The 23161-nt window shown below is 67.7% G+C and carries 19 protein-coding genes and 3 pseudogenes; 9 read left to right on the plus strand and 13 right to left on the minus strand.

Annotated features, from left to right (window positions below):
- Nucleotides 1–46 precede the first annotated feature (46 nt).
- Nucleotides 47–178: a hypothetical protein gene (locus L6444_RS30275; protein ID WP_142277073.1), complete on the plus strand. Its 132-nt coding sequence runs from the start codon at nt 47–49 to the stop codon at nt 176–178.
- Between the two features lie 163 nt (nt 179–341).
- On the opposite strand, the gene L6444_RS23565 is transcribed toward L6444_RS30275, so the two are convergent.
- Together L6444_RS23565 and L6444_RS23570 are read right to left on the minus strand one after the other, a co-directional pair.
- Nucleotides 342–1106 (minus strand): 3-hydroxyacyl-CoA dehydrogenase, encoded by a 765-nt coding sequence (locus L6444_RS23565; protein WP_236977571.1) that lies wholly within the window; start codon nt 1104–1106, stop codon nt 342–344.
- A 57-nt stretch (nt 1107–1163) separates the two neighbouring features.
- Complete coding sequence (locus tag L6444_RS23570) at nt 1164–2243, minus strand: CaiB/BaiF CoA transferase family protein (protein WP_236977572.1); 1080 nt, start codon at nt 2241–2243, stop codon at nt 1164–1166.
- Nucleotides 2244–2381: 138 nt separating this feature from the next.
- Between L6444_RS23570 and L6444_RS23575 the strand changes: the two are divergent.
- Nucleotides 2382–3196 (plus strand): annotated as a pseudogene (locus tag L6444_RS23575) (enoyl-CoA hydratase).
- Between the two features lie 88 nt (nt 3197–3284).
- Complete coding sequence (locus L6444_RS23580; RefSeq protein WP_236977573.1) at nt 3285–4634, plus strand: NAD(P)H-binding protein; 1350 nt, start codon at nt 3285–3287, stop codon at nt 4632–4634.
- On the opposite strand, the gene L6444_RS23585 is transcribed toward L6444_RS23580, so the two are convergent.
- Nucleotides 4597–5319: a CPBP family intramembrane glutamic endopeptidase gene (locus L6444_RS23585; protein ID WP_236977574.1), complete on the minus strand. Its 723-nt coding sequence runs from the start codon at nt 5317–5319 to the stop codon at nt 4597–4599. The two genes, L6444_RS23580 and L6444_RS23585, sit on opposite strands and share 38 nt — an antisense overlap.
- Nucleotides 5316–6476, minus strand: a complete 1161-nt coding sequence (locus tag L6444_RS23590) for an NAD(P)H-binding protein (RefSeq protein ID WP_236977575.1) — start codon at nt 6474–6476, stop codon at nt 5316–5318. Before L6444_RS23590 ends, L6444_RS23585 begins: the two co-directional genes overlap by 4 nt.
- A 218-nt stretch (nt 6477–6694) precedes the next feature.
- Here L6444_RS23590 and L6444_RS23595 point away from each other — a divergent pair, with 218 nt between their 5' ends.
- Nucleotides 6695–7195, plus strand: a complete 501-nt coding sequence (locus L6444_RS23595) for an isoprenylcysteine carboxyl methyltransferase family protein (protein ID WP_236977576.1) — start codon at nt 6695–6697, stop codon at nt 7193–7195.
- Nucleotides 7192–8211 carry an NAD(P)/FAD-dependent oxidoreductase gene (locus tag L6444_RS23600; protein WP_236977577.1) on the plus strand — a complete coding sequence of 340 codons (1020 nt, stop codon included), beginning with the start codon at nt 7192–7194 and terminating at the stop codon, nt 8209–8211. The genes L6444_RS23595 and L6444_RS23600 overlap by 4 nt, the downstream gene beginning before the upstream one ends.
- A gap of 10 nt (nt 8212–8221) precedes the next feature.
- Here the strand turns inward: L6444_RS23600 and L6444_RS23605 are convergent, their stop codons facing one another.
- Together L6444_RS23605 and L6444_RS23610 are read right to left on the minus strand one after the other, a co-directional pair.
- A complete protein-coding gene (locus L6444_RS23605) occupies nt 8222–9010 on the minus strand; it encodes an enoyl-CoA hydratase-related protein (protein ID WP_236977578.1) in 789 nt (262 codons plus the stop codon).
- Nucleotides 9007–10155 (minus strand): thiolase family protein, encoded by a 1149-nt coding sequence (locus tag L6444_RS23610; RefSeq protein WP_236977579.1) that lies wholly within the window; start codon nt 10153–10155, stop codon nt 9007–9009. The genes L6444_RS23605 and L6444_RS23610 overlap by 4 nt, the downstream gene beginning before the upstream one ends.
- A gap of 171 nt (nt 10156–10326) precedes the next feature.
- On the opposite strand from L6444_RS23610, the gene L6444_RS23615 reads away from it, so the two are divergent.
- Nucleotides 10327–10845 (plus strand): phenolic acid decarboxylase, encoded by a 519-nt coding sequence (locus L6444_RS23615; RefSeq protein ID WP_236977580.1) that lies wholly within the window; start codon nt 10327–10329, stop codon nt 10843–10845.
- Nucleotides 10846–10910: 65 nt separating this feature from the next.
- Here L6444_RS23615 and L6444_RS23620 read toward each other — a convergent pair whose 3' ends face one another.
- The 7 genes and pseudogenes from L6444_RS23620 to L6444_RS23650 form a co-directional block, all read right to left on the minus strand.
- Nucleotides 10911–12395, minus strand: a complete 1485-nt coding sequence (locus tag L6444_RS23620) for an aldehyde dehydrogenase family protein (RefSeq protein WP_236977581.1) — start codon at nt 12393–12395, stop codon at nt 10911–10913.
- A gap of 92 nt (nt 12396–12487) precedes the next feature.
- Nucleotides 12488–13705, minus strand: coding sequence for a cytochrome P450 (locus tag L6444_RS23625; protein ID WP_236977582.1), 1218 nt, complete (start codon nt 13703–13705; stop codon nt 12488–12490).
- A gap of 11 nt (nt 13706–13716) precedes the next feature.
- Nucleotides 13717–14688 (minus strand): SDR family oxidoreductase, encoded by a 972-nt coding sequence (locus L6444_RS23630; RefSeq protein ID WP_236977584.1) that lies wholly within the window; start codon nt 14686–14688, stop codon nt 13717–13719.
- A complete protein-coding gene (locus L6444_RS23635; RefSeq protein ID WP_236977586.1) occupies nt 14681–15817 on the minus strand; it encodes a spirocyclase AveC family protein in 1137 nt (378 codons plus the stop codon). The genes L6444_RS23630 and L6444_RS23635 overlap by 8 nt, the downstream gene beginning before the upstream one ends.
- Before the next feature lie 7 nt (nt 15818–15824).
- A complete protein-coding gene (locus L6444_RS23640) occupies nt 15825–16937 on the minus strand; it encodes an ABC transporter substrate-binding protein (RefSeq protein WP_236977588.1) in 1113 nt (370 codons plus the stop codon).
- 86 nt (nt 16938–17023) lie between these two features.
- Nucleotides 17024–17884: a CbbQ/NirQ/NorQ/GpvN family protein gene (locus L6444_RS23645; RefSeq protein ID WP_236977590.1), complete on the minus strand. Its 861-nt coding sequence runs from the start codon at nt 17882–17884 to the stop codon at nt 17024–17026.
- A 305-nt stretch (nt 17885–18189) separates the two neighbouring features.
- Nucleotides 18190–19949: pseudogene (locus L6444_RS23650) on the minus strand (nitric oxide reductase activation protein NorD).
- Nucleotides 19950–20101: 152 nt separating this feature from the next.
- On the opposite strand from L6444_RS23650, the gene L6444_RS23655 reads away from it, so the two are divergent.
- The 3 genes and pseudogenes from L6444_RS23655 to L6444_RS23665 all read left to right on the plus strand — a co-directional run bounded on the left by L6444_RS23655 (nt 20102) and on the right by L6444_RS23665 (nt 23052).
- On the plus strand, nt 20102–21250 hold the full coding sequence (locus L6444_RS23655; protein ID WP_236977591.1) for an acyl-CoA dehydrogenase family protein: 1149 nt from the start codon (nt 20102–20104) through the stop codon (nt 21248–21250).
- Nucleotides 21247–22338 (plus strand): acyl-CoA dehydrogenase family protein, encoded by a 1092-nt coding sequence (locus L6444_RS23660; protein ID WP_236977592.1) that lies wholly within the window; start codon nt 21247–21249, stop codon nt 22336–22338. Before L6444_RS23655 ends, L6444_RS23660 begins: the two co-directional genes overlap by 4 nt.
- A pseudogene (locus L6444_RS23665) lies at nt 22335–23052 on the plus strand (SDR family NAD(P)-dependent oxidoreductase). The gene L6444_RS23660 and the pseudogene L6444_RS23665 overlap by 4 nt, the downstream one beginning before the upstream one ends.
- Nucleotides 23053–23161 lie beyond the last annotated feature (109 nt).

The following is a 23161-nucleotide window of genomic DNA, read 5'->3' on the forward strand; positions in this document are numbered from 1 at the left end:
ATCGTGACTCAAAGATTCCTTAATGCGCGCTCCTACGCTCAATGTCATGTGGATCGACGACACCAGTGCCGATGTCATCAAGGCTGACTTCGAGGCTCTCTACCACGGCGACATGCTCGTGGAGGGTGAGACTTCCGAGCAGTTCGAAGATTGGCAACCCCTTCCGACAGCGAGTTGAGGTAACACGATGGGCGTAATAGCGCGGCTTTTGATGGCCGAACCGACCGTCTCCCGTTGGTTTCGTCGATAGACCGATCAAACCGATAGACCGATCAAGTAGCAAAGCCCCCTGACCGCGGCGTGCGGCAGGGGGCTTTCGCTGTCCGGGGAGTGGCTGGAGGTTACCGAGGCGCCATCCTGATCGCGCCATCCAGACGGATGACCTCACCGTTGAGCATCGGGTTCTGCACGATGTGCACCGCCAGCGCACCGTACTCGTCGGGGTCGCCCAATCGCGCCGGATGCGGCACCTGCTTGCCCAGTGACTTCTGCGCTTCCTCGGGCAGCGAACCCAGCAGCGGGGTCTTGAACAGCCCGGGCGCGATGGTCACCACCCGGATCAGCTCGCGCGCAAGATCACGGGCGATCGGCAACGTCATGCCGACCACGCCGCCCTTGGACGCCGAGTAAGCGGCCTGGCCGATCTGCCCTTCGAATGCCGCCACCGATGCGGTGTTGATGATGACGCCGCGCTCCGGGGAGTCCGGCGGGCCGATCGGGTCGGTCTTGGCGATGCGCTCGGCCGCCAGTCGCAGCACGTTGAAAGTGCCGATCAGGTTGACCCCGACCACCTTCTTGAACCCGTCCAGCGGGAACGGACCATCCTTGGACAGCGTCTTGATCGCGTTGCCGATACCCGCACAGTTGACGTTGATGCGCAGCGGACCCAGCGATTCGGCCAGATCGAGTGCGGCACTGACGGCCTGCTCGTCGGTGACGTCGGCTTGCGCGAAGCGTGCCCGGTCGCCGAGCTCGGCGACCGCGTCCTCTCCCCGCAGGTCCAGCACCACCACCTGCGCTCCCGCGTCCAGCAGCCGCTTGGTGGTGGCCAGGCCCAAGCCTGACGCTCCCCCGGTGACGACTGCGACGGCGTCCCTGATCTCCACTTTCGCCCCTTTTGTCCGGTCCGCGCCCTGGCGGGCCAACCTACTGGTTGGTTGGGACTATACCCAGTCCGCGAGCACGGCTTCGATGTCCCCTGCCTTAGCCGGGCGTGGCTGTTCCGGCGCGGTCCGGGAGAAGCGCGGCGCCGGCATCGGCTGCAGCCCGCCGTTCACCTCGTAGAACGTCTTGCGCTCGGTGATGTGCGGCTCGGTCTCCACTTCGCCGAACGCCAGGATCGGGGTGACGCAGGCGTCGGAATCGGCGAACACCTTGGCCCAATGGTCGCGGTCGCGGCTGGCGAACGTCTCGGTCAGGATCGCCCGCAGCTCCGGCCAGCGCGAGACGTCGTTCTGCGCCGGCAGGTCGGCCCCCTCCAGCCCCAGACCGGCCAGCAGGGCCGCGTAGAACTGCGGTTCGATGGAGCCCACCGCGACGTAGCGGCCGTCGGCGCACTCGTAGGTGTCGTAGTACGGGGCGCCGCCGTCGAGCATGTTGGTGCCGCGGGTGTCAGTCCACATGCCCGAGGCGCGCATCTGCCACATCATCTGCACCAGCACGCTGGAGCCGTCGATCATCGCCGCGTCGACCACCTGGCCCTTGCCGGAACTCTGCCGTTCGTACAACGCCGACAGGATGCCTACCAGCAGGAACATCGAGCCGCCACCGAAGTCGCCGACCAGGTTCAGCGGCGGCACGGGCCGCTCACCCTTGCGACCGATCGAGTGCAGGATGCCGTTGAGGGAGATGTAGTTGATGTCGTGGCCGGCCTGCTGACTGCGCGGGCCGGTCTGCCCCCACCCGGTCATCCGGGCGTAGATCAGCCGCTCGTTGACCTTGGCGCAGTCTTCGGGCCCCAGGCCCAGCCGCTCGGTGACGCCGGGCCGGTAGCCCTCGATCAACACGTCGGCCTTTGCGATCAGCTGCAGCACCCGCTTGCGGTCCTCCTCGGACTTCAGGTCGGCGCCCACCAGACGCCTGCTACGGCTCATCGCGTCCGACACCACACCGCGCGGACCGCTCGACGGCCGCTCGACGCGGACCACGTCGGCCCCGAGATCTCCCAGAATCATGGAGGCATGCGGGCCGGGGCCGATACCGGCCAGCTCGACAACACGCAATCCGTTCAGTGGTCCCGCCATGGTTTGAACCCTTTCGTCTACGTCGACGCCCTAACAAACGGTTGTTCACATATTCGCAGCGTCGCTGCGGGCGCTGCACACCGGTCCCCGACGCAGCCGCGCGCAGCCGCTCGCCGGGGGTCACTTAATGTGAGCCGCATGTCCGATTCAGGAATTGCCAGCCTCGCACCCGTCGACGGCCTCCAAGTCAAGCTCACCGACGGAGTGCTCTCGGTGACCATCGACCGTCCCGACAGTCTCAACTCGCTGATCACCCCCGTCATCACCGGCCTGGCCAACGCCATGGAGGCCGCAGCCACCGATCCGGGGGTCCGGGTGGTGCGGCTCGGCGGAGCCGGCCGCGGCTTCTGCTCCGGCGCCGGCATCAGCGCCGACGACATGAGCGGCGACGGCGGCGCCCCGCCGGACGAGATCATTCTGGAAATCAACCGGCTGATCCGTGCCATCACCACGTTGCCGCACCCGGTGGTGGCGGTGGTGCAGGGACCGGCCGCCGGCGTCGGGGTCTCCATCGCGTTGTCCTGCGACGTCGTATTGGCTTCCGAGAAGGCGTTTTTTCATGCTCGCCTTCACCAAGATCGGCCTGATGCCCGACGGTGGCGCGTCGGCGTTGATCGCCGCCGCGATCGGCCGGGTCCGGGCGATGCGGATGGCCCTGCTGCCCGAGCGGTTGACGGCCACCGAGGCGCGCGACTGGGGGGCTGGTCACCGAGGTTTACCCGGCCGAGAAATTCGACGCCGAGGTGGACAAGGTGATCGCCCGACTGCTGGCCGGCCCGGCGGTGGCGTTCGGCAAAACCAAGGCCGCGATCAACGCCGCCACCCTGACCGAACTGGACGACGCGCTGGAGCGCGAATTCCGCGGCCAGTCCGGCCTGTTGCGAGCGCCCGACTTCAAAGAGGGCACCAAGGCGTTCCAGGAGCACCGCGCCCCGAACTTCACCGATTCCTGAGCGCAACTCCGGTTCGATTCGCGCGCAGCGGCAATCCCCACCGGTGTCAGCTTCGAATGACTGACATACGTGAACGGAACGGGGACCCGTGCCAGAGAAAAAGATTCGGTGCCTGGTAACCGGCGCCACCGGTTACATCGGAGCCCGCCTGGCGCCACGCCTGCTCGACGACGGCCACCAGGTGCGTGCGCTAGCACGTAACCCGGACAAGTTGGCGCACGTGCCGTGGCGCTCACGAGCCGAGGTGGCCAAAGGTGATCTGGGCGATGTCGACTCGCTGATCGTGGCGTTCGAGTACGTCGACGTCGTCTACTACCTGGTGCACTCGATGGGCGGGTCCGGAGATTTTGCGGCCGCCGAGGCCGAGTCGGTGCGCAACGTGGTGACCGCCGCCCGGCGCTCCGGAGTCCGGCGGGTGGTGTACCTGGGTGGCCTGCACCCCGAGAACGGTCCGCTCTCGCCGCACCTGGAATCACGCCGGGCGGTGGGTGAGCAATTGATCGACTCGGGCATCGAAACGGTCGTTCTGCAGGCTGGGGTGGTAATCGGGTCCGGGTCGGCGTCGTTCGAGATGATCCGTCATCTCACCGACCGCCTGCCGGTGATGACGACGCCGAAGTGGGTGCACAACCGGATCCAGCCGATCGCGGTCAGCGACGCGCTGCACTACCTGGCCGCCGCTGCGACCGCGTCGGTGCCGGAATCCCGGACCTGGGATATCGGCGGCCCCGACGTGCTCGAGTATGGCGACATGATGCGGACCTACGCCCAGGTCGCCGGACTGCGCCGGCGCCGCCTGATCGTGCTGCCGTTCCTGACGCCGACCATCGCCAGTCTGTGGGTCGGTACGGTCACCCCGATCCCGCCCAAGCTGGCCCGGCCGCTCATCGAATCGCTGGAATGCGATGCGGTGATGCGCAATTCGGACGTCGACGACATCATCGACCCGCCGCCGGGCGGCCCGACCGGCTACCGACGAGCCGTCGAACTCGCGCTGGGTGGCGCGGCGCGTGGTCAGGTCGACGCCGACTGGGGCTCGCAGCCCGCCGAGGCGCTGCCCAGCGACCCGGACTGGGCCGGCGAGATCGTCTACACCGATACCCGGACCGTCACCACCGCGTCCGCACCCGACGACGTATGGCGCGCGGCCGAGCGCGCCATCACCGACCCTGGCTGGCAGGTGGTGGCGCGGGAACCCGGCCGGGTGCTGCGGCTGCGCGGCACCGAGCGCTCGCCGGGCCAGGCGTGGCTGGAGCTCGCAGTTACGCCGAACATCGGCGGCGGAACGACCTACACGCAGCGGTCGACCTTTGTGCCCAGCGGGATTCCCGGGCGGGTGTACTGGTTCGCTTCGTGGCCGGCGCGGGTCGCGGCGTTACGAGAGCTGACCCGCCGGGTGGTCAGACCCCGAACAGCGGAGGCAGTGCAAGCACCATGATCAGGCCCCAGAAGAAATGGGTCAGCATCGGCGCCAGCACCCCGCCGGTGGCGCGGCGCTCCAGCGCGCACACGGCGCCCAGGATGATCGCGGCGAACCCCAGCATCGGGTTACCGCTGGCCAGGGTCGCGAACACGTACAGCACCGTGGAGATCACCAGCGGGTAGCGCCGGCCCAGCGCGGTGAACAGGGCGCCGCGGAAGAACATCTCCTCGGCCACTCCGTTGATCACCGTGATCAGCACCACCAGCAGGAACGAGCCCTGATGGCTGAGCAGCAGAACCCGGGTGATCAGGTCGGACACCGGCGGTATCTCCCGGGCAATCAGGCCGCCCAGCAGGAAGGCGCCGCCGAGCAGCAACCCGATGCTGGTCCCGGTGATCACCGGACGCTGATTGCGCCCGCGCCAACAGATGCCACCGAGGTGCAGCGGCCCGGACAGCCAGGCGCCGCCGGCCCACACCACCGCCAGCAACAGCGTCAGCCAGTAGAAGCTCGTCTCACCGGGCGAGGTGCGCAAGGTGAAGCCCAGCGTCACCGCACCGAGCACCAGCGTGACGGCGACGACGACGCGCCGCCGCAATATCAGCGCGGGCGGTTCGTGATGGGGCACGGCGACATTGGTGATCGCGCGGCGAAACTCCTGCGCCGCGCTGACACGGTGCGGGGTGGCGGTATCAGTCATGCAAAGCGGACCTTCGGGGTCAGGGCGAGCAGGATGTCCAAGCTGGTGCGCAGCGCGCCGGCCAGCGGGCCGGGAACCGCGTTCACCAGACGCAGCGTAGGCCGCACGACAGCGGGTGTCACCGTCCCGGCCAGCCGGCGGATACGCAGCGCGTCGCCGCCGGCCCACCCCGGGTCGGTGTCGGCCAGATGATGCGGGTCGGACAGCGCGTTGACGGGCCGGGCCGGTTCGTTCGGGTGACCGGACAGGGCCAGCGCGATCGCCTCGTCGGGGCCCAGCAGGCCGCCGGGGGGCTTAGGCACCAGTGCGGTCAGGCCGGTGCCCGAGGCGCGCATCGGATGATCCAGCGACTCCACCAGGTCACTGGCCAAACCGCTGGGCACCGGCAGGGCCAGCGTGGTGAACAGCGAGGCGATCGACGTGTCGATGTGCGGCACCCGCCAGGCAGCATGCCAACGGCCCGATATGTGGGCGTATTTCTTGAGCAGCTCGCGGTACGACGTGGTCTCGGGGCCACTGATGTCGTAGGCCCCGGCCGGCACCCGCGCGGCGTCGGCCGCTGCGACCAGGTAGTACAGCACGTCGCGGATCGAGATCGGGTCCAGGTCGTTGTGCATCCAGCCCGGCATCGGCATGACCGGGAAACGGTCGCCCACGTAGCGCAGAATCTCGAACGACGTGGATCCCGCCCCGATGATCAGCGCCGCACCCAGCCAGACCAGGTCCGGCCCGCCCTCGACGGTGAGCGCGTGGGCGACTTCGGCCCGGCTGGTCAGGTGCTCGGACAGGGTGTCGTCGTCAGGCACGAAGCCGCCCAGATAGACGATCCGCGCTACTTTGGCTTGTTTGGCGGCGTCAGCGACGTTGGCGGCCGAAGCATTGTCGATGTCGCGGAACCCGTCCTGCCCGATCCCGTGGATCAGGTAATAAATCACGTCGATGGGGCCGCCCGCCTCGGTGGCGCCGGTCAGCGCCGCGTGCGTCTGCTTCGGATCCGATGCGTCCAATTGCACCGGCTCAACGTCTTCGAACCAACCGAAATCCTTGAGCCTGACCGGATTTCGGGTAGCCGCCAGTACCTCGTGCCCCTCGGCCAGCAACTCGGTGATCAGCCGTGAGCCCACATATCCGGTGGCACCCGTCACCAGAATCCGCATTTGTTCAACCTATCCGTCGACGATTTGGCCCCCGCAGGCCGCTACGCCCCGACCGCGTTCCCCGATCTAGTACCCCGCCCGGGGCCGGGTGAACCCGGCCAGGTCAGGACGGCGTTGTGAACTTGTCCGGCGGCGAGGACGTGACACAAACGACTCCGGCGCCGCCACCATGGGTCCGGCGTTTTGCCGGGAGTCGGTGCTTTTAGAGTGGTGACACGATGTATTACCTGCTGATCTTGGCGGTCGTGCTGGAGCGGCTGGCCGAACTGGTGGTGTCAAAGCGCAACGCCGCATGGTCGTTCGCTCAGGGCGCCAACGAGTTTGGCCAGCGCCACTATGTGGCGATGGTGACCCTGCATACCGCCCTGCTGGTCGGCTGCCTGGTCGAGCCGTGGGCTTTGCACCGCCCGTTCATCGGTTGGCTCGGTTGGCCGATGGCGGTGGTGGTGGTGCTGTGTCAGGGTCTGCGCTGGTGGTGTATCCGGTCGTTGGGCCGGCGGTGGAACACCCGCGTCATCGTGCTGCCGCACGCGCAGCTGGTCAACCGTGGCCCGTACCGGTTCATGCATCACCCGAATTACGTTGCGGTGGTGCTCGAAGGCGTCGCCCTGCCGCTGGTACACACCGCATGGATCACGGCGCTGGTCTTCACCGTGGCCAATGCCGCCCTGCTGACGGTGCGGTTGCGGGTGGAGAACTCGGCGCTGGGCTACTCGTGAACGACCGCTTCGACACCGACCTGCTGGTGGTCGGCGGCGGGCCCGGCGGCCTGGCCACCGCGTTACATGCTCGTGCGCAAGGACTTTCGGTGATCGTGGCCGAACCTCGGCCGGACCCGATCGACAAGGCGTGCGGCGAGGGCCTGATGCCCGGCGGGTTGGCCGAACTCACCGCGCTGGGAGTCGACCCCGCGGGTATGCCGTTTCGGGGCATCGCCTACGTGAGCGAGCACCGCCGCGCCGAGGCGTTGTTTCGCACCGGCCCGGGCCGCGGCGTGCGGCGCACCACGCTGCACGCCGCGCTGTCGGCGCGTGCCAAAGAGCAAGGCGCCGAATGGATCCGGACCAAGGTGCGGGCAGTCGAACAGGATGCGCACGGGGTGAGCGCCGCCGGCCTGCGGGCGCGGTGGCTGGTCGGAGCGGACGGTTTGCATTCGGCGGTGCGGCGAGCTGTCGGAATCAAGGCCACCACCGGTACCCCACGGCGCCACGGCCTGCGCTGGCACTACCGGGTACCGGCCTTCTCGGAGTTCGTCGAGGTGCACTGGTCGCGCTGGGGCGAGGCGTACGTGACGCCCGTCGAACCGGATCTGGTCGGGGTGGCCATCCTGTCCCGGCAGCGGCCCGAATTCGATTGGTTCCCAACACTTTCTCCTCACCTGCAGGGTGCGGAACGCGGACCCGCCCGCGGCTGCGGGCCGCTACGGCAAGTGGTGTCGCGCCGGGTCGCCGGCCGGGTGTTGCTGGTCGGCGATGCCGCCGGCTACGAAGACGCGCTGACCGGCGAGGGTGTCAGCCTGGCTGTCAAGCAGGCCGGTGCGGCGGTGCGGGCCATCGCCGGGGACGTGCCGCAGTCCTACGAGCGCGCCTGGCACCGCGTCACCCGCAACTACCGACTGCTCACCCGTGGCCTGGTGCTGGCCAGCACGCCGCGGCCGGTACGGCGCGCCCTGGTGCCAGCGTGCGCGCTGCTGCCCCCGCTGTTCGGTTGGGCCGTCAACATGCTGGCCTCGTAACGGGGGCGGGTTACCGCGCCTTCCAGACCGGCTCGCGCTTCTCGGCGAACGCCAGCGGACCCTCCCGCGCGTCCTCGGTGCGGATCAGCGTCTTCATCTCCCGCACCGTGCGGTCCCAGCCAGGCTCGTCGCCGGTGACGACGCCGTCGTCGACGCCGTAGGCGATGCGCTTGCTGGCCTGCACCGACAGCGGCGCGTTGCAGGTCACCCGGGCCGCCAGGGCCAGCGCCGCGTCCAGCACCGGGCCCTTGACCACCTCGTTGATCAGGCCCCAGCGGAGAGCGTCGGCCGCCGACAACGGCTCCCCGGTCATCAGCAGTTGCATCGCCACCTTGCGCGGCAGGTGGTCCATGATCCGGAACACCCCGCCGGCCGCGGCGATCAGACCGCGCTTGACCTCCGGCAGCCCGAACTGAGCCCGCTCGTCGGCCACCACCAGGTCACTGGCCAGCGCCAGTTCGGTACCCCCGCCCAGCGCGGTGCCGTTGACGGCGGCGATGGTCGGCTTGTCGATGAAATGGTGGACGTATCCGGCGAATCCGTACTCCGGGTGATCCGGGTGGTACAGGTTCTCCCGGCGGGCGATGGCCTTGAGGTCCGCACCGGCGCAGAACGACTTGTCGCCCGCGCCGGTGATCACCACCGCCCGCACCTCGGGATCGTGCTGCGCCTCCTCGAGCGCGTCGCCGACGGCAATGCTGACCGAGCCGTTGATCGCGTTACGCGCCTCGGGCCGGTTGATCGTGATGATCATCACATTGCCGCGGCGCTCGGTGAGGGCGCCCGGAGCGTCTGTCACAGCAGCTCGAGGATCGTCGCGTTGGCCTGCCCACCACCCTCACACATGGTCTGCAGTCCGTAGCGAATTCCGTTGTCCCGCATGTGATACAGCAGCGTGGTCATGATCCGGGCGCCGGAGCCGCCCAGCGGGTGGCCCAGCGCGATCGCGCCACCGTTGGGGTTGAGCTTCTTCTCGTCGGCGCCGATGTCCTTGAGCCAGGCCAGCGGAACCGGCGCGAACGCCTCGTTCACCTCGTAGGCGCCGATGTCGCCGATGGACAGGCCGGAGCGCTTGAGCGCCTTCTGGGTTGCCGGGATGGGCGCGGTCAGCATGATCACCGGGTCTGCACCGGCCAGGCAGGCGGTGTGCACCCGGGCGATCGGCTTCATGCCGAGTTCCTTGGCCTTCTCGGCGGACATGAACAGCAGTGCGGCCGAACCGTCGGAGATTTGCGAGGAGTTGCCGGCGTGGATCACACCGTCCTCTTTGAAGGCCGGCTTCAGCGAGGCCATCTTCTCCATCGGGGTGCCGCGGCGGATGCCTTCATCCTTGAGCACGACGTTGCCCTCGGAATCCTTGATGCCGATGATCTGGTCGTCGAAGGCACCGGAATCCTGTGCGGCAGCGGCTTTTTCGTGCGAGTCCAGCGAGAACTGGTCGAGGTCGGTGCGGGAGAAGCCCCACTGCTCGGCGATCATCTCGGCCCCGATGCCCTGGTTGGGAATCTGACCGTTGTAGCGGGACAGGAAACCCTCCGGGTAGGGCCGGCCGCCGTTGGCCAGCGACGCGCCCATCGGCGTGCGCGACATCGACTCGACTCCCCCGGCGACCACGACATCGTAGTGACCGGCCACCACGCCTGCTGCGGCGAAGTGCACCGATTGCTGACTCGATCCGCACTGACGGTCGACGGTCACACCGGGCACGGTCTCGGGCCAGCCGGCGGTCAGCAGCGCGGTACGGCCGATGTCGAGGGCCTGCTCACCGGCCTGCATCACGCAACCCCAGATGACGTCTTCGACCAGGCCGGGGTCGAGGCCCGCCTTGTTGACCAAACCATTGAGTACCTGCGCGGACAGCTCGGCCGGGTGCACACCCGACAACCCGCCGTTGCGCTTGCCAACCGGGGAACGAACTGCCTCGACGATGACTGCTTCAGCCATGGGATGTCTCCTTTGACACGTGTTATTTCCTCCGATTGTCGTCTAAGCACTGCGGCGGGGCGGTGCCGGGGTGCCCGGCCGCACCCTCCGTCGTGGCCCCGGTGTCTACGATCGGGTGGATCCAATGCGCCGCCCCTTCCGCTGGCGCCAACCCGACGAACGGAGCCCTCCATGCCATCGGTCTCCAATCCGGTTCCCGCTCAGGATCTTTCCGGAATCGTGGGCTGCCGGTTCATCTACACCTACGCCAACGGCTGGCAGTATGAGATGTACGTGAAGAACGAGCACACCATCGACTACCGGATTCACACCGGCCACGTCGGGGGACGCTGGGTCAAGGGCCAGCAGGTCGACCTGGTCCAACTCGACGAGGACAGCTTCAAAATCTCGTGGACCGAACCCACCGGCACCTGCGTGGCCGTCAATGTCATGCCCGGAAAGCGGCGACTGCACGGTGTCATCTTCTTTCCGCAGTGGATTCGCGAACACGGCGACCGCACCGTGTGCTACCAGAACGAGCATCTCGACGAGATGCACGCCTACCGCGATCGAGGACCGACCTATCCGATCTACGTCGTGCCCGAATTCGCCTACATCACCCGCTTCGAGCGGGTCGGGACCGACGACGAATCGGTGATCGATTGCGCCCCCGGCGAACTTCCACCCGGCTGGGCCGACCGCACCGACTGAACACCGTTACGCAGTCAGCGCATCAAGTTGTCCGCCGGGACATCGGTGGCTATCGGCTCACCGGGTCAGACGGCGGGGTAACCCACCGTCTTGATCTCGGTGTACTGGTCGAAGCCGGCGATACCGTTCTGGCGTCCCACACCGCTGTCCTTGTAACCGCCGAACGGCGCGTCGGCGGCGTAGGGGGCGCCGCCGTTGACGCCCATGAAGCCGGCCTTGATGCGGCGTGCCACCGCCAGCGAACGCTCCAGCGAGCCCGACATCACGTTTCCGGCCAGTCCGTACTTGCTGTCGTTGGCGATCCGGATCGCGTCCTCCTCGTCGTCGAAGGGGATGACCGAGAGCACCGGCCCGAAGATCTCCTCCTGGGCGATCGTCATCGAGTTGTCGACATCGGTGAAAAGCGTTGGGCGGACGAAGAATCCCTTGTCGAAACCAGTCTCGGCATCGGGTCCGCCGACCAGGGCGGTGGCACCTTCCTCCACGCCCTTGCGGATGTAGCCCATCACGCGGTCGCGCTGCACCTGCGAAATCACCGGGCCGCACAGGGTTCCGGGATCCTGCGGGTCACCACAGGTGACGTTCTCGTAGATGCTCTTGAGGATGGCCACGCCCTCCTCGTAGCGGGATCGGGGCAGCAGCATCCGGGTGGGGTTGGCGCAGCCCTGCCCGGCGTGCATGCAGGGCGCGATGCCGATGGCGCAGGCCAATCCGAAATCGGCGTCTTCGAGCACAATGGTGGCCGACTTGCCACCGAGCTCGAGGAAGAGCCGCTTCATGGTCGCCGCGCCCTTTTCCATGATCCGCTTGCCGACCACGGTCGAGCCGGTGAAGGAGATCAGGTCGACCTTGGGTGAGAGCGTAAGCTCTTCACCCACAAAGTGATCCGACGCGGTGACGACATTGACCACACCGGCGGGGATGTCGGTCTTCTCAGCGATAAGGCGACCCAGCCGGGTCGCGTTGAACGGGGTGTTGGGCGCCGGCTTGAGAACGACGGTGTTGCCGCTGCCAAGTGCCTGGCCGAGCTTGTTGACGGTGACCTCGAACGGGAAGTTCCATGGCACGATGGCGCCGACCACGCCCACCGGCTCGCGCCAGACCTTGATGGTGGTGTTGGCTCCGGTCAGGCTGATCACCCGGTCGCCGAGGTCGGTTTCCCAGGCGTACTCGTCGATCAGCCGGGCCGGGTACTTCAGTCCGTCGGCCAGCGGTGCGTCCAACTGGGGCCCGAAGGTGATGGCCCGCGGCGAGCCGACTTCGAGGATGAGCTCCTCACGCAGCTCTTCCTTCTCCTCTTCGATGGCGTCGTGCAGCTGCAGCAGACAGCGCTTACGCAACTCCTTGTTGGTCGACCAGTCGGTCTCGTCGAAGGCCCGCCGGGCGGCGTCGATAGCCCGGTGCATGTCCTCCTTGGAGGCGTCGGCGACCTCACCGAGGGGCTCCTCGGTGGCCGGGTTGATGTTGGTGAAGGTACCGGCCTGGCCGTCGACGAGCTTGCCGTCGATCATCATCTTCGGCTCGAAACGGACCTTTACAGTTTCAGACATACCTGTCACTCTCTTCTGACTCGTGCGAAGGGCTATGGAGAGCCTTACCGGAAACTAGCCGATTGGCAAGTTTCCCGCTGCTGCGGGGTCCGCTACCGGGGGTCGAACAGCACCGGAACCGAGGTAGGAGACCGGAAGACCTGCCCGCGGATGTGCGGGTCGTCGCCGTCGGGATCCAGGCGCAGGTTGGGCAGCCGATCGAGCAGCAGGTTGATCGCGGTGCGCATTTCCAGTCGCGCCAGGTGCATGCCCAGACAGACGTGCACGCCGTGGCCCCAGCCCAGATGCGCCCTGGCCGGCCGGTGGATGTCGAACTTGTCCGGATCGGGATAGCGGTCCTCCTGGCGGTTGGCCGCGCCCAGCATCGGCATCACCGTCGCCCCCGCCGGGATCGCCACTCCGCCGAGTTCGGTGTCCCGGGTCGCCACCCGGGTGATCGTCAGCAGCGGCGATTCCCACCGCACACCCTCTTCGATGGCCTGGGGCAGCAGCGACCGGTCTGCCCGGATCGCCTCCAATTGCGCGGGGGCGCAGAGCAGCGCCAGCAGCAGGCTGCCCAGCGAGCGATACGTCGTCTCCACTCCGGCGGGCAACAGCAGTCGCAGGAACGAGAAGATCTCCTCGTCGGCGAGCTTCTCGCCGTCGATCTCCGCCGCCCCCAGAGCGCTGATCAGATCGTCCTTGGGCTCGGCGCGGCGCGCCTCGAGGATGGGCGCGAAGTACTCACACAGCGCGGCCGCGGCCGCGAGGCCGCGCTCGGGGTTCATCAGCCAACTCAGCAGCGAGATCGACCAGCGCTGGAACTGCGGGTAGTCCTGCTCGGGTAGGCCCAGCAAGCCCGCGATGATCTGGCTCGGGTAGTCGAAGGTGAACTCCTGCACCAGATCTGCCCGGCCGTTGGGCGCGAACTTATCGATCAGGCTGTTGGCCACCCGGGCGACCAACTCGTCTTGATAGCGCGCTAACGACTTCTGCGAGAACGCCTTTGACACAAGTGAGCGGAGCCGGCCGTGCACGGGCTCGTCCATGCCGAGCATCACCCGTTCGCCCAGTACCGGCCCGAACGCCGCGATGACGGCCGCCGAGGAGAAGGTTTCGTTGTCGCGCAACATCTGCTGGATGTCCTCGTGGCGGTACACGATGAACATCGGCAAGGATTCCTCGTGCGGAAGCGCGCCTGAGGTTTCCAAACGTTGCACCGGCTGCTCGCGGCGCAGTCGCGCCAACTCGGTGTAGGGGTCGCGGACGTCGCCGGAGATCGCGTCGTCGAAGGCGCCGAAGTCTTCCAGGTCGTCGAAAAGCTGTTCCACTGCTGCTCCTTCTAGTCCTTTTTCGACCGCGCGGCCAGCCGCTGCAGAATCGGCTGTGGGATGACCCGGGCGGCGAACACCATCGCTTTTTGAGCTGTCGTCAGGGGCCACGCCCCGTCCCGCATCGACCCCTGCCGGGGAATGCCCAGTACCACCCGGGACACCTGATGCATTCCCGATGCCGGCAGAATCCTGTTGGCGGCCAGCAACATCGACGCGTCCGGCCCCACCCCGCGGCGGCGGAACGGCTTGGTGTCGGCGAGAGCTTTGAGCAGGCCGTCGGTGAATCGTTCGGGCGGCCTGGCGAATCGGATCGCGAACCGGCCGCGGGTGTTCATGGTGGTGTGCAGCCGCGCGTAGGCGCCTGTGAAGTCGCGCGCGTCGATGGTGCCGGCGTCGGTGATGATCTCGGTGTCGTAGGTGCCGGCCACCAGCACGGTGACGCCGAGGCCGAACGGCGCGATCTCCACGGCCATCGACTCGCCCCACCGTTCCAGGGCGCCCTTGGCCGCCGAATACGGAGCGGTGCCGGGTTGCCCCCGCACGCCGGCCGCACTGGACACCAGCACGATGCGTCCCCGGCCGGCCGCCCGCATCGTCGGCAACAGCGCCTGGGTGAGCGCGACAGGACCCAGCACGCTGGTGGTGAACATGTTCTGCCACAGCGCCATATCGCTCTCCTCCACCACCCCGGCGGCGGAGATTCCGGCGTTGTGCACCAGCGCGTAGGGTGCGCCCACCGACTCTTCGATCGCTTTGGCCGCCGCGGTGATCGAGGCGGGGTCGGTGAGGTCGAGCTGGACACCGATCAGTCTGTCGTCGTCCTCGGTGGCTCCGGTGGCCTGTCGCAGCAGTGGCAGCCCGCGGTCGGGTGTGCGCATGGCGGCGATCACTCGCCATCCTTCGCGGTACAAGCGCACCGCCGAGGCGAACCCCAGCCCGCGTGACGCGCCGGTGATGACGACGGTGCGCGGCTCAGCCATTGTTGCCCGGGGCCGCACAGGCGCCTTGGCCGGGCGGCGGCGGTTCGACGTGCGGACGCCCGTTCGGCTCTCCGCTCGCCCAGGTCGACCAGATACCCACCGAGTACGGGCCCTGCGCGCCGGCCTTCTCGTAAAACCCTTGCGGGTCATACACTTTGGCCTCAGGATACGGCCACGGACAGGCGACCGAAGTTGCCGCATGGCTGACCTTGATGACCCAGAACCAGGCGCCGTAGGCGAAATAGGACACGTTGATGATCGCGAACATCACCAGGAAGGTGGCCAGTACCGGCCTGCTCGGGAGGATCTTGGCCTTGGCGGCGAGCTTCTCTGCGACCGACTTTCCGGTGTCGTCGCGGTAGCAGAGTATCGCGGCGGGCACCATCACGAACGTCACCGAGAGCGACTCCCAGATCAGCGGGAACTGGAACGTCGTACCGGTGAACACCGAGCCCCACGGGATCACCTGCGAGTAGATGTACATGCCCCAGTGGATCAGGGTGTTTTCCAGAAAGGCATCGAAGACGAACCCGATCCCGCATGCCAGCATCCCCAGACACACCAGCGGGTGCCGCGAGACGAATGCCTCGGGTCCGTGCTTTGCCTGCAGTTTGCGCAGGATCCACACCGCCGGGAAGTAGGGGCCGAAGTAGAACATCACGTAGCCGAAGACCACGAACGGTTCGACCGTGGGCGACAAGGACACCAGGGGCCACGATTCCGGCCAGTGCACGAGGTCGGGGTTGTAGACCGCGAACGGCGACCAGTTCATGATCGGGTCCTGCCACACGATCAGCGTGGTGCAAAGGAACATCAGCATCACCGGGCTGCCGGGATTGCGTCGCCAGCCCCTGACGAAGACGATCAACAGGAGGATGAGCGCCACCACTGTCGCGGCATCGAGGAAGGTGATGTAGTCCAGCCCGAACGAGAATTTCACCGGGCGGGGCCGACCCTGCACATTCGGGTTCGCGACGCGCTGGTCAAGGGCCACACGGCAATTCGCGATGAAGAACAGCACGAACGCGGCCAGCGCGGCACCGGCGATCCAACCGCCCCAGCCGCGCTTCCTGGTCCGCCCGGGGTCCTCGGGCCGCTCGGCGGCGACCAGCGATTGGTCGGTGCTCATCGGTGCCTCACTCTCCGAAGCGGTCGACCAGGTGCGAGTTGACCCCGTCGGCGTCCAGCGTCCGCGCCACCAGGTACCCGGCCCCCATCCAGGCGCGGCGCGTCCATTTCCCGAACGACACCCGGGTGCCGGGCGCGCCCGATGCGGCGGGCAGCATCTTGACCCGCTCCAGCGCTTCCTTGACCCCGCGCGGACTGAGCGGATGCGCGTCGGTGAACGCCCGCACCAGTGTGGCGGCGACGTCGCGGTTCACCACGGTCACGCAGAATTCCGGGCGACTGCCGTTGTACCTCTCCGCGTAGGCGTCGAGGAAGTCCTGCCCGATCTTGTTCGCCTCGTCGTACTGGTCGACGCCGATCCAGCCCAGGAACGCGTTCCACATGATCGGGTTGACCCAGGCGTTCTGCCACGCGGTGGTGGTGAAGCGGGGCGGGTCCCAGTCAACGGCCTGCAGCGCCGGGTTGATGAACACGATCCCGAAGCCGAATCCCAGGTGCACGATCGCCTCGGCCTTCGCCTCGTGCAAGGTCCGCACGGCGTCGTTGATGTCCTGGGCGGTCTGCGCGACCGTGACTTCCGCCACGATCCGAATGCCCTTGCGCCGGCAGGCACTTCGCAGATTCTTCAGGTAGCTCTCCCCGATGAGGCTCTGCTCGACCAGGACACCGATCTGGGTGAGGTCGCGTTTGGCGATGAGGTCGGCGAGAAAGATCGGCTCGTCGGTCATCGACCCCTGCGGGAGTGCGAAGGTCCACTCGCCCAGCCAGTCGTCGGTGCCGGTCACGCTGATCGCCGGAACTTTGAAGCGTTCCTCGATCGCCTCCCGCAACGGCACACAGTTATCGGTGATGTTGGGACCGAAGACCACCAGGCAGCCCTCGTCGACGAGCTCCGCGTACGCATCGATCACAGCTTTGACCGAACCTTTGGGCAGACCCTCGACCTCGCGATAGATCATCTGCACGGGACGGTCCATCAGACCTTGGGCGAGTGCCTCTTCGAAGATCAGGTCGAACGTCTGGGTGAAGGAGGCGAACAGCTCCTCGGGGAAGCCGGGCGGCAGCTTGAAATCCATCAGGTAGCCGACTTTGATCGGCTCCGCCTGGCTTTCGTAGGACATCGACCTCCCCAATCTGCCCGGCGCCGGCACCCGCGCGGGACGAAACCTAATATTTGTTCAGACCCTAGCCGTGGGGCTATGCAGCGTCAATTGCGTGATCCGTCGACCCCGTCCGTCGTGCCGAAATAGACCTCGACCATTTCGGCCAGCGCCCTGCCCACCGCGACATCGTCGGTGAGCGGCCCGGCGATCGCCGCCAGTGCCGCCTCCGGCCTGGTCAGCCCCTCGGCGATCAGCCGTCCCGCCGCGATCAGCACGCGAGTCGAGGCGACCTCGCGCAACCCGCCGGTTTCCAGGCGCCGGATGGCCTGCCCGAAGCGCACCAGCTCGGCCGCGGTGTCGCCGTCGACGCCGGCCTCGTGCGCGACGATCTGCTCCTCGACATCGGCTGCGGGGAAATCGAATTCGATGGCGACCATGCGCTGACGGGTGGAGTCCTTGAGGTCCTTCAGGACGCTCTGATAACCGGGGTTGTAGGACACCACCAGGCCGAATCCGGGCGCCGCGTCCAGGGTCACGCCGAGGCGTTCGATCGGCAGGTGCCGCCGGTAGTCGGCGAGCGGGTGCAATACCACCGTCGTGTCCTGCCGCGCTTCCACCACCTCGTCCAGGTAACAGATGGCACCCTCGCGCACGGCGCGTGTCAAGGGGCCGTCCACCCACACCGTTTCGTCGCCACGCAGCAGGTACCGGCCGACCAGGTCGGCGGTGGTGAGATCGTCGTGGCAGGCGACGATGATCAGCGGCCGGCCGAGGTCGTGGGCCATCGCCTCGACGAATCGCGTCTTGCCGCAGCCCGTCGGGCCCTTGAGGACCAAGGCCAGTCCCTGCCGATACGCGGCTTTGAACACGGCCTCTTCCCGGCCAACCGCTTGATAGTAGGGACGCGCCGGCGCGACTTCGGATCGAGCACCGTTGCGGTAGGCGAGCCCGGACTCGTCGGCCATTGACTTCCTTTCCGTCCAATCCGGCAGCTTAGCCGGAACAGATGTTTGTTTCAAGAGCTCGGTGGATTGTGTCGCCGCGCGGTTCCGGCGTGCCAATTATATTCTGGGCCAAAGCATTCCCTGCGCCACTCACGCGCCGAACCTTCTCGCCGAGCGTCACGCCAGCGCAACCGTGGGCGCCGAGCGTCACGCCAGCGAGACGCCCGACGCGGCGGGAGACGACGCGGCCAACCTCCGCGCGCCGGACTTCGCGCGCCGAACCTTCTCGCCTAGCGTCACGCCAGCGCAACCGTGGGCGCCGAGCGTCACGCCAGCGTGACGCCCGACGCGGCGGGAGACGACGCGGCGGGAAACGACGCGGCGGGAGACGGCGCGGCGGGAAACGCGCGGCGGGCCTCCGCCGAACGCAACGCGGACCTGAAGAGCGGTCCAACCACGCCCGCGAGCTGGTCTGGACGCCCGAGGGTCGCATGCGCGGTGCTGCCGAACACGCGGCGCAGCGAGTGCACGTCGGTGCCCGCGCCGATCGTCAGGCACACGCAACCGGTCCCCCGGCGTCGCGCCTCCAACAATGCCCGGCGAGCATCGGCGGCGCCGTAGGCCCGCTCGTAGCCATGGTCGTATGCCAGTCCGTCCGACAGCACCACCAGCAGCCGCCGCGCCGTCCCCCCCGCGTGCCTGCAGAACCGTCGAGCCGTGCCGGATCGCCGCACCCAGCCGTGAGTACGCTCCGGGTTCCAGGCTGTTGAGCCGCCGCATCACCCGGGTGTCGAGATGGTCATCGAACCGCTTGACCGGCACCATGCTCACCGCACCGCGGCCCTGCGAGTAGTACGCGTACATGGCCACCCGGTCGCCCAGATCATGCAGCGCCACAGCAAGATTAGCGATCGCCGCCCGCTGTTGCTCGTGCACCGTGCGCCCCACCGTTCCGGGCTCGGCCGCCGACCCGGACACGTCGAGCAGCAGCAGCACCGAAAGGTCACGGCGGCGGCGCAGGCTGTCCAGATAGACCGACTCGTCGGGCGCCGACCCCGGCCCGCACCTCGACGCGCGCCTCGACCGCCGCGTCGATGTCGATGTCGTCGCCCTGCGACTGCCGGGCCCGGCGGTGCAGACCCATGCCGAGTCGGGCCAGCGGTCGCCGGACGCTGATGGCGTCGTCGATCGCCTGCGTCGCAGCCGCTTTGATCTTGGGCTCCACCTCACGCACGGTGCACCAGTCGGCCCGGTAGCGCCTGCGCGTAGCGTCCCACTCCGGATACCGTGCGCCGTCGGCCTGCGCGTCGTGGATGCGATCCTCCTCGCTAACGGTCGCAGCCCGCGACGACACCGCCCGCGCGCCGCGCTTGCCGGAGTTGGTGCGGTGGGTGGGGGTGTCAGCACCCGGTGGCCCGCCGGTCCCGTGGGCGGCCCCCCTTCTGGAGGACAACATCTTCTTGAGCCACTTGCCGATGAAGCCGGCCCCACCGACCGGGCTGGTGAACATGTCCGGATCGTCGGAGTCGTCGAACTCGCCGTCGCCCAGCCCTTCGAGTTCGGCCGGGTCCTGGGACTTGCGCGGCACGTGCGGTGCGCTCGCCTGAGCCGGCTGCTTGGCGGTTTCAGCGCAGGCGGCCAGTACTTTCGAGGCGCGGATCACGCCGTACTCCGGCGCCGGATCGTCGATGGCCGTTCGCCCCTCGGCGAGACGCAGTGAGGCGGCCGGCGAATCGCTGTCACCGGGCACCTCACGAGCGGCCAACGGCGCCAACATCTTCGGCAACAAGGCGGCGTTGGCACGCAACGCGCGACTGGCCTCGATCGCCAGATACCGCTTAGCCAGACGCGGGTGGCGGACGAGCGCCCGGACCACCTCGGGGTCCAGGCTGCCCGCCGCGATCAACGACGCCTGCACCGCCACGGCGCGGAGGGCCTCGAGTTTCGCGCCGGCGGCGAGATAGATGCTCTGACCGTCGGTCCACGAATGCTCACCCGGTGGCAGTCGGGCCACGGCTACGGCCCGACCGGCGAGAGCGGACGCGAACATGGCCAGAGCCTGGTCGTCGGGAGCGTCGTCACCCACGCGAACCCCCAGGTATCTCGTTGACCAAATATCTGTTCCAACGTAGAGTCCGGTTCGACCGCCGTCAATCGACCTCCGCGCATTGAGCAAATATCTGTTCCAACGTAGGGTCGGCTTGGCGGCAGACTATCCGGTGAGGTCGAATAGGAAACGTGGACTTCTCATATCCAGCGGAGGTGGAACGCTTCCGCGATGAGCTGCGTACCTGGCTGTCGGCGAATCTGACCGACGAATTGCGCGCCGCCCGGCGGCCGTCGGCCCGCGACGACGCCACCTTCGGCAAGCTGCGCGCGTGGGACGCCACCGCTGCTGATGCCGGCTGGGGCGCGGTCTCCTGGCCCCGCGAGTACGGCGGCCGGGGCGCCACGGTACTCGAACAGCTCGTCTTCACCGAGGAAACCACCCGGGCGCGAGCGCCGTTGCCGCTCAACGTCATCGGGATGAACAACATCGCGCCGGCCATCATGCAATACGGTACCGAGCAGCAGAAGACCACCTTGCTGCCCCGGATGATGCGCGCGGACGACATTTGGTGCCAAGGCATGTCGGAACCGGAAGCCGGATCCGATCTGGCGGCGCTGCGGACCAAGGCGGTCCGTGACGGCGACGACTTCGTGGTGTCCGGTCAGAAGATCTGGACCTCGCTGGGCCACAAGGCGAATTGGTGCCAACTGTATGTGCGCACCGACCCGGATGCCCCGAAGCACCGGGGGATCTCCTGCTTGATCGTGGACATGAGCTTGCCCGGAATCCAAGCCCGTCCGCTGGTGACGCTGAACGGCGACTCGGACTTCGCCGAGGTCTTCTTCCACGACGTGCGGGTGCCCGCCGATGCGCTGCTCGGTCCGCTCAACGCCGGCTGGCAGGTCGCCACCACCACGTTGAGCCACGAGCGCGCCGGCGCAGCCCGGTTGTACGCGGAATTGCATGTGCGACTTGACGAATTGGTGGCCGACTTCGCAGCGGCGGACTCCTCGGGCAGCGTGCTCGACGACCCGGTGGTGTTGTGCCGGCTCGGTGAGCTCGGCGTCCGGATCAAGTATCTGGAAGTGCTGTGCCAGCGTTCGATCTCGGCCACACTGCACGGTGGCGACCCGCTCGGGTCGGCCAGCCTGGCCAAGACGGTGTGGGGCGAGATCGGCCAGGACCTGTCCGAGCTCGCATTCGACGTGCTGGGCACCCGCGGCGGCCACTGGGCCGACTACCGGCTGTCGTCGCGCTCACTGACCATCGCCGGCGGTACCAGTCAGATCAACAAGAACATCACCGCACAGCGAGTCCTGGGGCTGCCGCGCAAATGAACCTCGAACTGAGCGACGAACAGGTCGCGCTGCGCGACACGGTGCGCCGCTTTCTTGCGGAGCGAGCATCGATTTCGGAGCATGTACGGCCCCTACTCGACGACCCGACCGGCATCACGGAGCCGGTGTGGCGCGGTCTTGCCGAGCTCGGGGCGACGGGCCTGCTCGTGCCCGAGGAACACGGCGGTGCCGGTACGACGATGGTCGAAGCGGGCGTCGTCGCCGAAGAACTCGGCGCCGCCCTGCACCCGGGCCCATGGCTGTCGACGGCCGTCGCGGCCACCCGCCTACTAACCCGACTCGGCGGTCAACCCGCCTCGCGGATCCTCGCGCAGATCGCCGACGGCACCGCCATCGTGACGGTGGCGGGACTGGGCGAGCAGCCGGCCGCGGTCTCGGTCCGAGACGGGGGTTTCTTCGTCAGTTCGCCCGCACTGGTCGCGCCCGACGCGGCGGCCGCGGAGTTGCTGCTGATATCCGCAGTAGGCCCCGACGGCACCGGTGTATTCGCGGTCAAGACCACCGGGCCCGGCGTCTCGGTGATCCCCGAGCGCGGAATCGACAAGACCCGCAAGCAGTTTGGCGTCGAGTTGGCCGATGCCGAGGCGCAGTACCTGGGCGCATTGACGCCCGACGACGTCGCCGCGGTGATCGATGACCTGCTCATCGCGACCGCCGCCGACGCGCTCGGGGCCGCGCGCGCCGTGCTGGACATGGCCGTCGCATACGCAAAGACCCGAACGCAATTCGGAGCGCCCATCGGCTCGTTCCAGGCTGTGCAGCACCTGTGCGTGGACATGTACGAGACGGTGGAGCTGGCCCGCAGCGGCGTGGTCCACGCGTTGTGGGCTTCCGACTCGTGTCCCGCCGAGCGGCACCTGGCAGCGTTGCGGGCCAAGGCATTCGCCGGCCGGCTTGCCACCGTCGGCGACACCGCGATCCAGGTGTTCGGCGGCATCGGATACACCTGGGAACACGATGCGCACCTCTACCTCAAGCGCTTGCTGAGCTGGAGTGCGCTGCTGGGCGGCCCGGATCACTATCTCGTCGAAGTCGGCGCGCAGCTCGCCGCGGGAGGTCGACGATGATCGATTTCACCGGCCAGGTCGCGATCGTCACCGGCGCCGGACGCGGCCTCGGGCGCCGCTACGCACTGGAATTGGCCCGTCGGGGGGCCACCGTCGTGGTCAGCGACCTCGGCGGAACCATGAACGGCGACGGCTCGGACACCTCGACAACTTCAGCCGCCTCGACGCCGTGGTGAGCAACGCCGGGATCTTCAACAGCATCCCGTTCGACGAACTGTCCCCCGACGACTGGCGGCGCATGCTCACCGTGCACCTCGACGGCGGGTTCTATCTCAGTCAGCCGGCGTACCGGCTGATGAAAGCGCAGAAGTACGGCGGGTTCGTGTTCGTCTCGTCCTCCGGCGGCATGTTCGGGCAGCCGCTGGAAGCCCATTACGCCGCCGCGAAGGCCGGCTTGGTGGGCCTGTCCAATGTCATCGCCATCGAGGGGGCCGAGCACGGCATCCTGTCCAATACCGTGCTGCCATTCGGCTTTTCGCGCATGGTGACCGAAACCGTGGGAGATCAGAAAGCCCTTGACGGCCTGGGCCAGGGTTGGTTCGCCGAAAAGGACAGCGAACCGACCGCCGACGACGTGCTGGCTTGCGCCGGCCGATTCGCCCGGGTCTTCGTCGTCATCTGGCCGAAGTTTCGGCGACCGAGCCGTTCACCGTGCCGGGATCGATCTTCGAGGAAGTATTCGGTGTTGCCGCACAACTCGGCGTCACCACCTGACCGCGGCGCGCACGACGCTGGCCCGGCCGCCCATCTACGATGATGTGTGCAGCCGTGCGCACGCCCCGTAAGCAGCGCGTTCGCCGAGGGCGGTCTGATAGCCTCTAAC

Origin of the sequence: Mycobacterium kiyosense (assembly GCA_021654635.1) — a bacterium.
GTDB classification, from domain to species: Bacteria; Actinomycetota; Actinomycetes; order Mycobacteriales; family Mycobacteriaceae; genus Mycobacterium; species Mycobacterium kiyosense.

Excerpts from the sequence above, each read along its gene's own strand:
- L6444_RS30275 (WP_142277073.1), top strand. The coding sequence starts at position 47 with ATGTGGATCGACGACACCAGTGCCGATGTCATCAAGGCTGACTTCGAG.
- L6444_RS23570 (WP_236977572.1), bottom strand. The coding sequence starts at position 2,243 with ATGGCGGGACCACTGAACGGATTGCGTGTTGTCGAGCTGGCCGGTATC.
- L6444_RS23585 (WP_236977574.1), bottom strand. The coding sequence starts at position 5,319 with ATGACTGATACCGCCACCCCGCACCGTGTCAGCGCGGCGCAGGAGTTT.
- L6444_RS23590 (WP_236977575.1), bottom strand. The coding sequence starts at position 6,476 with ATGCGGATTCTGGTGACGGGTGCCACCGGATATGTGGGCTCACGGCTG.
- L6444_RS23595 (WP_236977576.1), top strand. The coding sequence starts at position 6,695 with ATGTATTACCTGCTGATCTTGGCGGTCGTGCTGGAGCGGCTGGCCGAA.
- L6444_RS23610 (WP_236977579.1), bottom strand. The coding sequence starts at position 10,155 with ATGGCTGAAGCAGTCATCGTCGAGGCAGTTCGTTCCCCGGTTGGCAAG.
- L6444_RS23615 (WP_236977580.1), top strand. The coding sequence starts at position 10,327 with ATGCCATCGGTCTCCAATCCGGTTCCCGCTCAGGATCTTTCCGGAATC.
- L6444_RS23620 (WP_236977581.1), bottom strand. The coding sequence starts at position 12,395 with ATGTCTGAAACTGTAAAGGTCCGTTTCGAGCCGAAGATGATGATCGAC.
- L6444_RS23630 (WP_236977584.1), bottom strand. The coding sequence starts at position 14,688 with ATGGCTGAGCCGCGCACCGTCGTCATCACCGGCGCGTCACGCGGGCTG.
- L6444_RS23635 (WP_236977586.1), bottom strand. The coding sequence starts at position 15,817 with ATGAGCACCGACCAATCGCTGGTCGCCGCCGAGCGGCCCGAGGACCCC.
- L6444_RS23640 (WP_236977588.1), bottom strand. The coding sequence starts at position 16,937 with ATGTCCTACGAAAGCCAGGCGGAGCCGATCAAAGTCGGCTACCTGATG.
- L6444_RS23645 (WP_236977590.1), bottom strand. The coding sequence starts at position 17,884 with ATGGCCGACGAGTCCGGGCTCGCCTACCGCAACGGTGCTCGATCCGAA.
- L6444_RS23660 (WP_236977592.1), top strand. The coding sequence starts at position 21,247 with ATGAACCTCGAACTGAGCGACGAACAGGTCGCGCTGCGCGACACGGTG.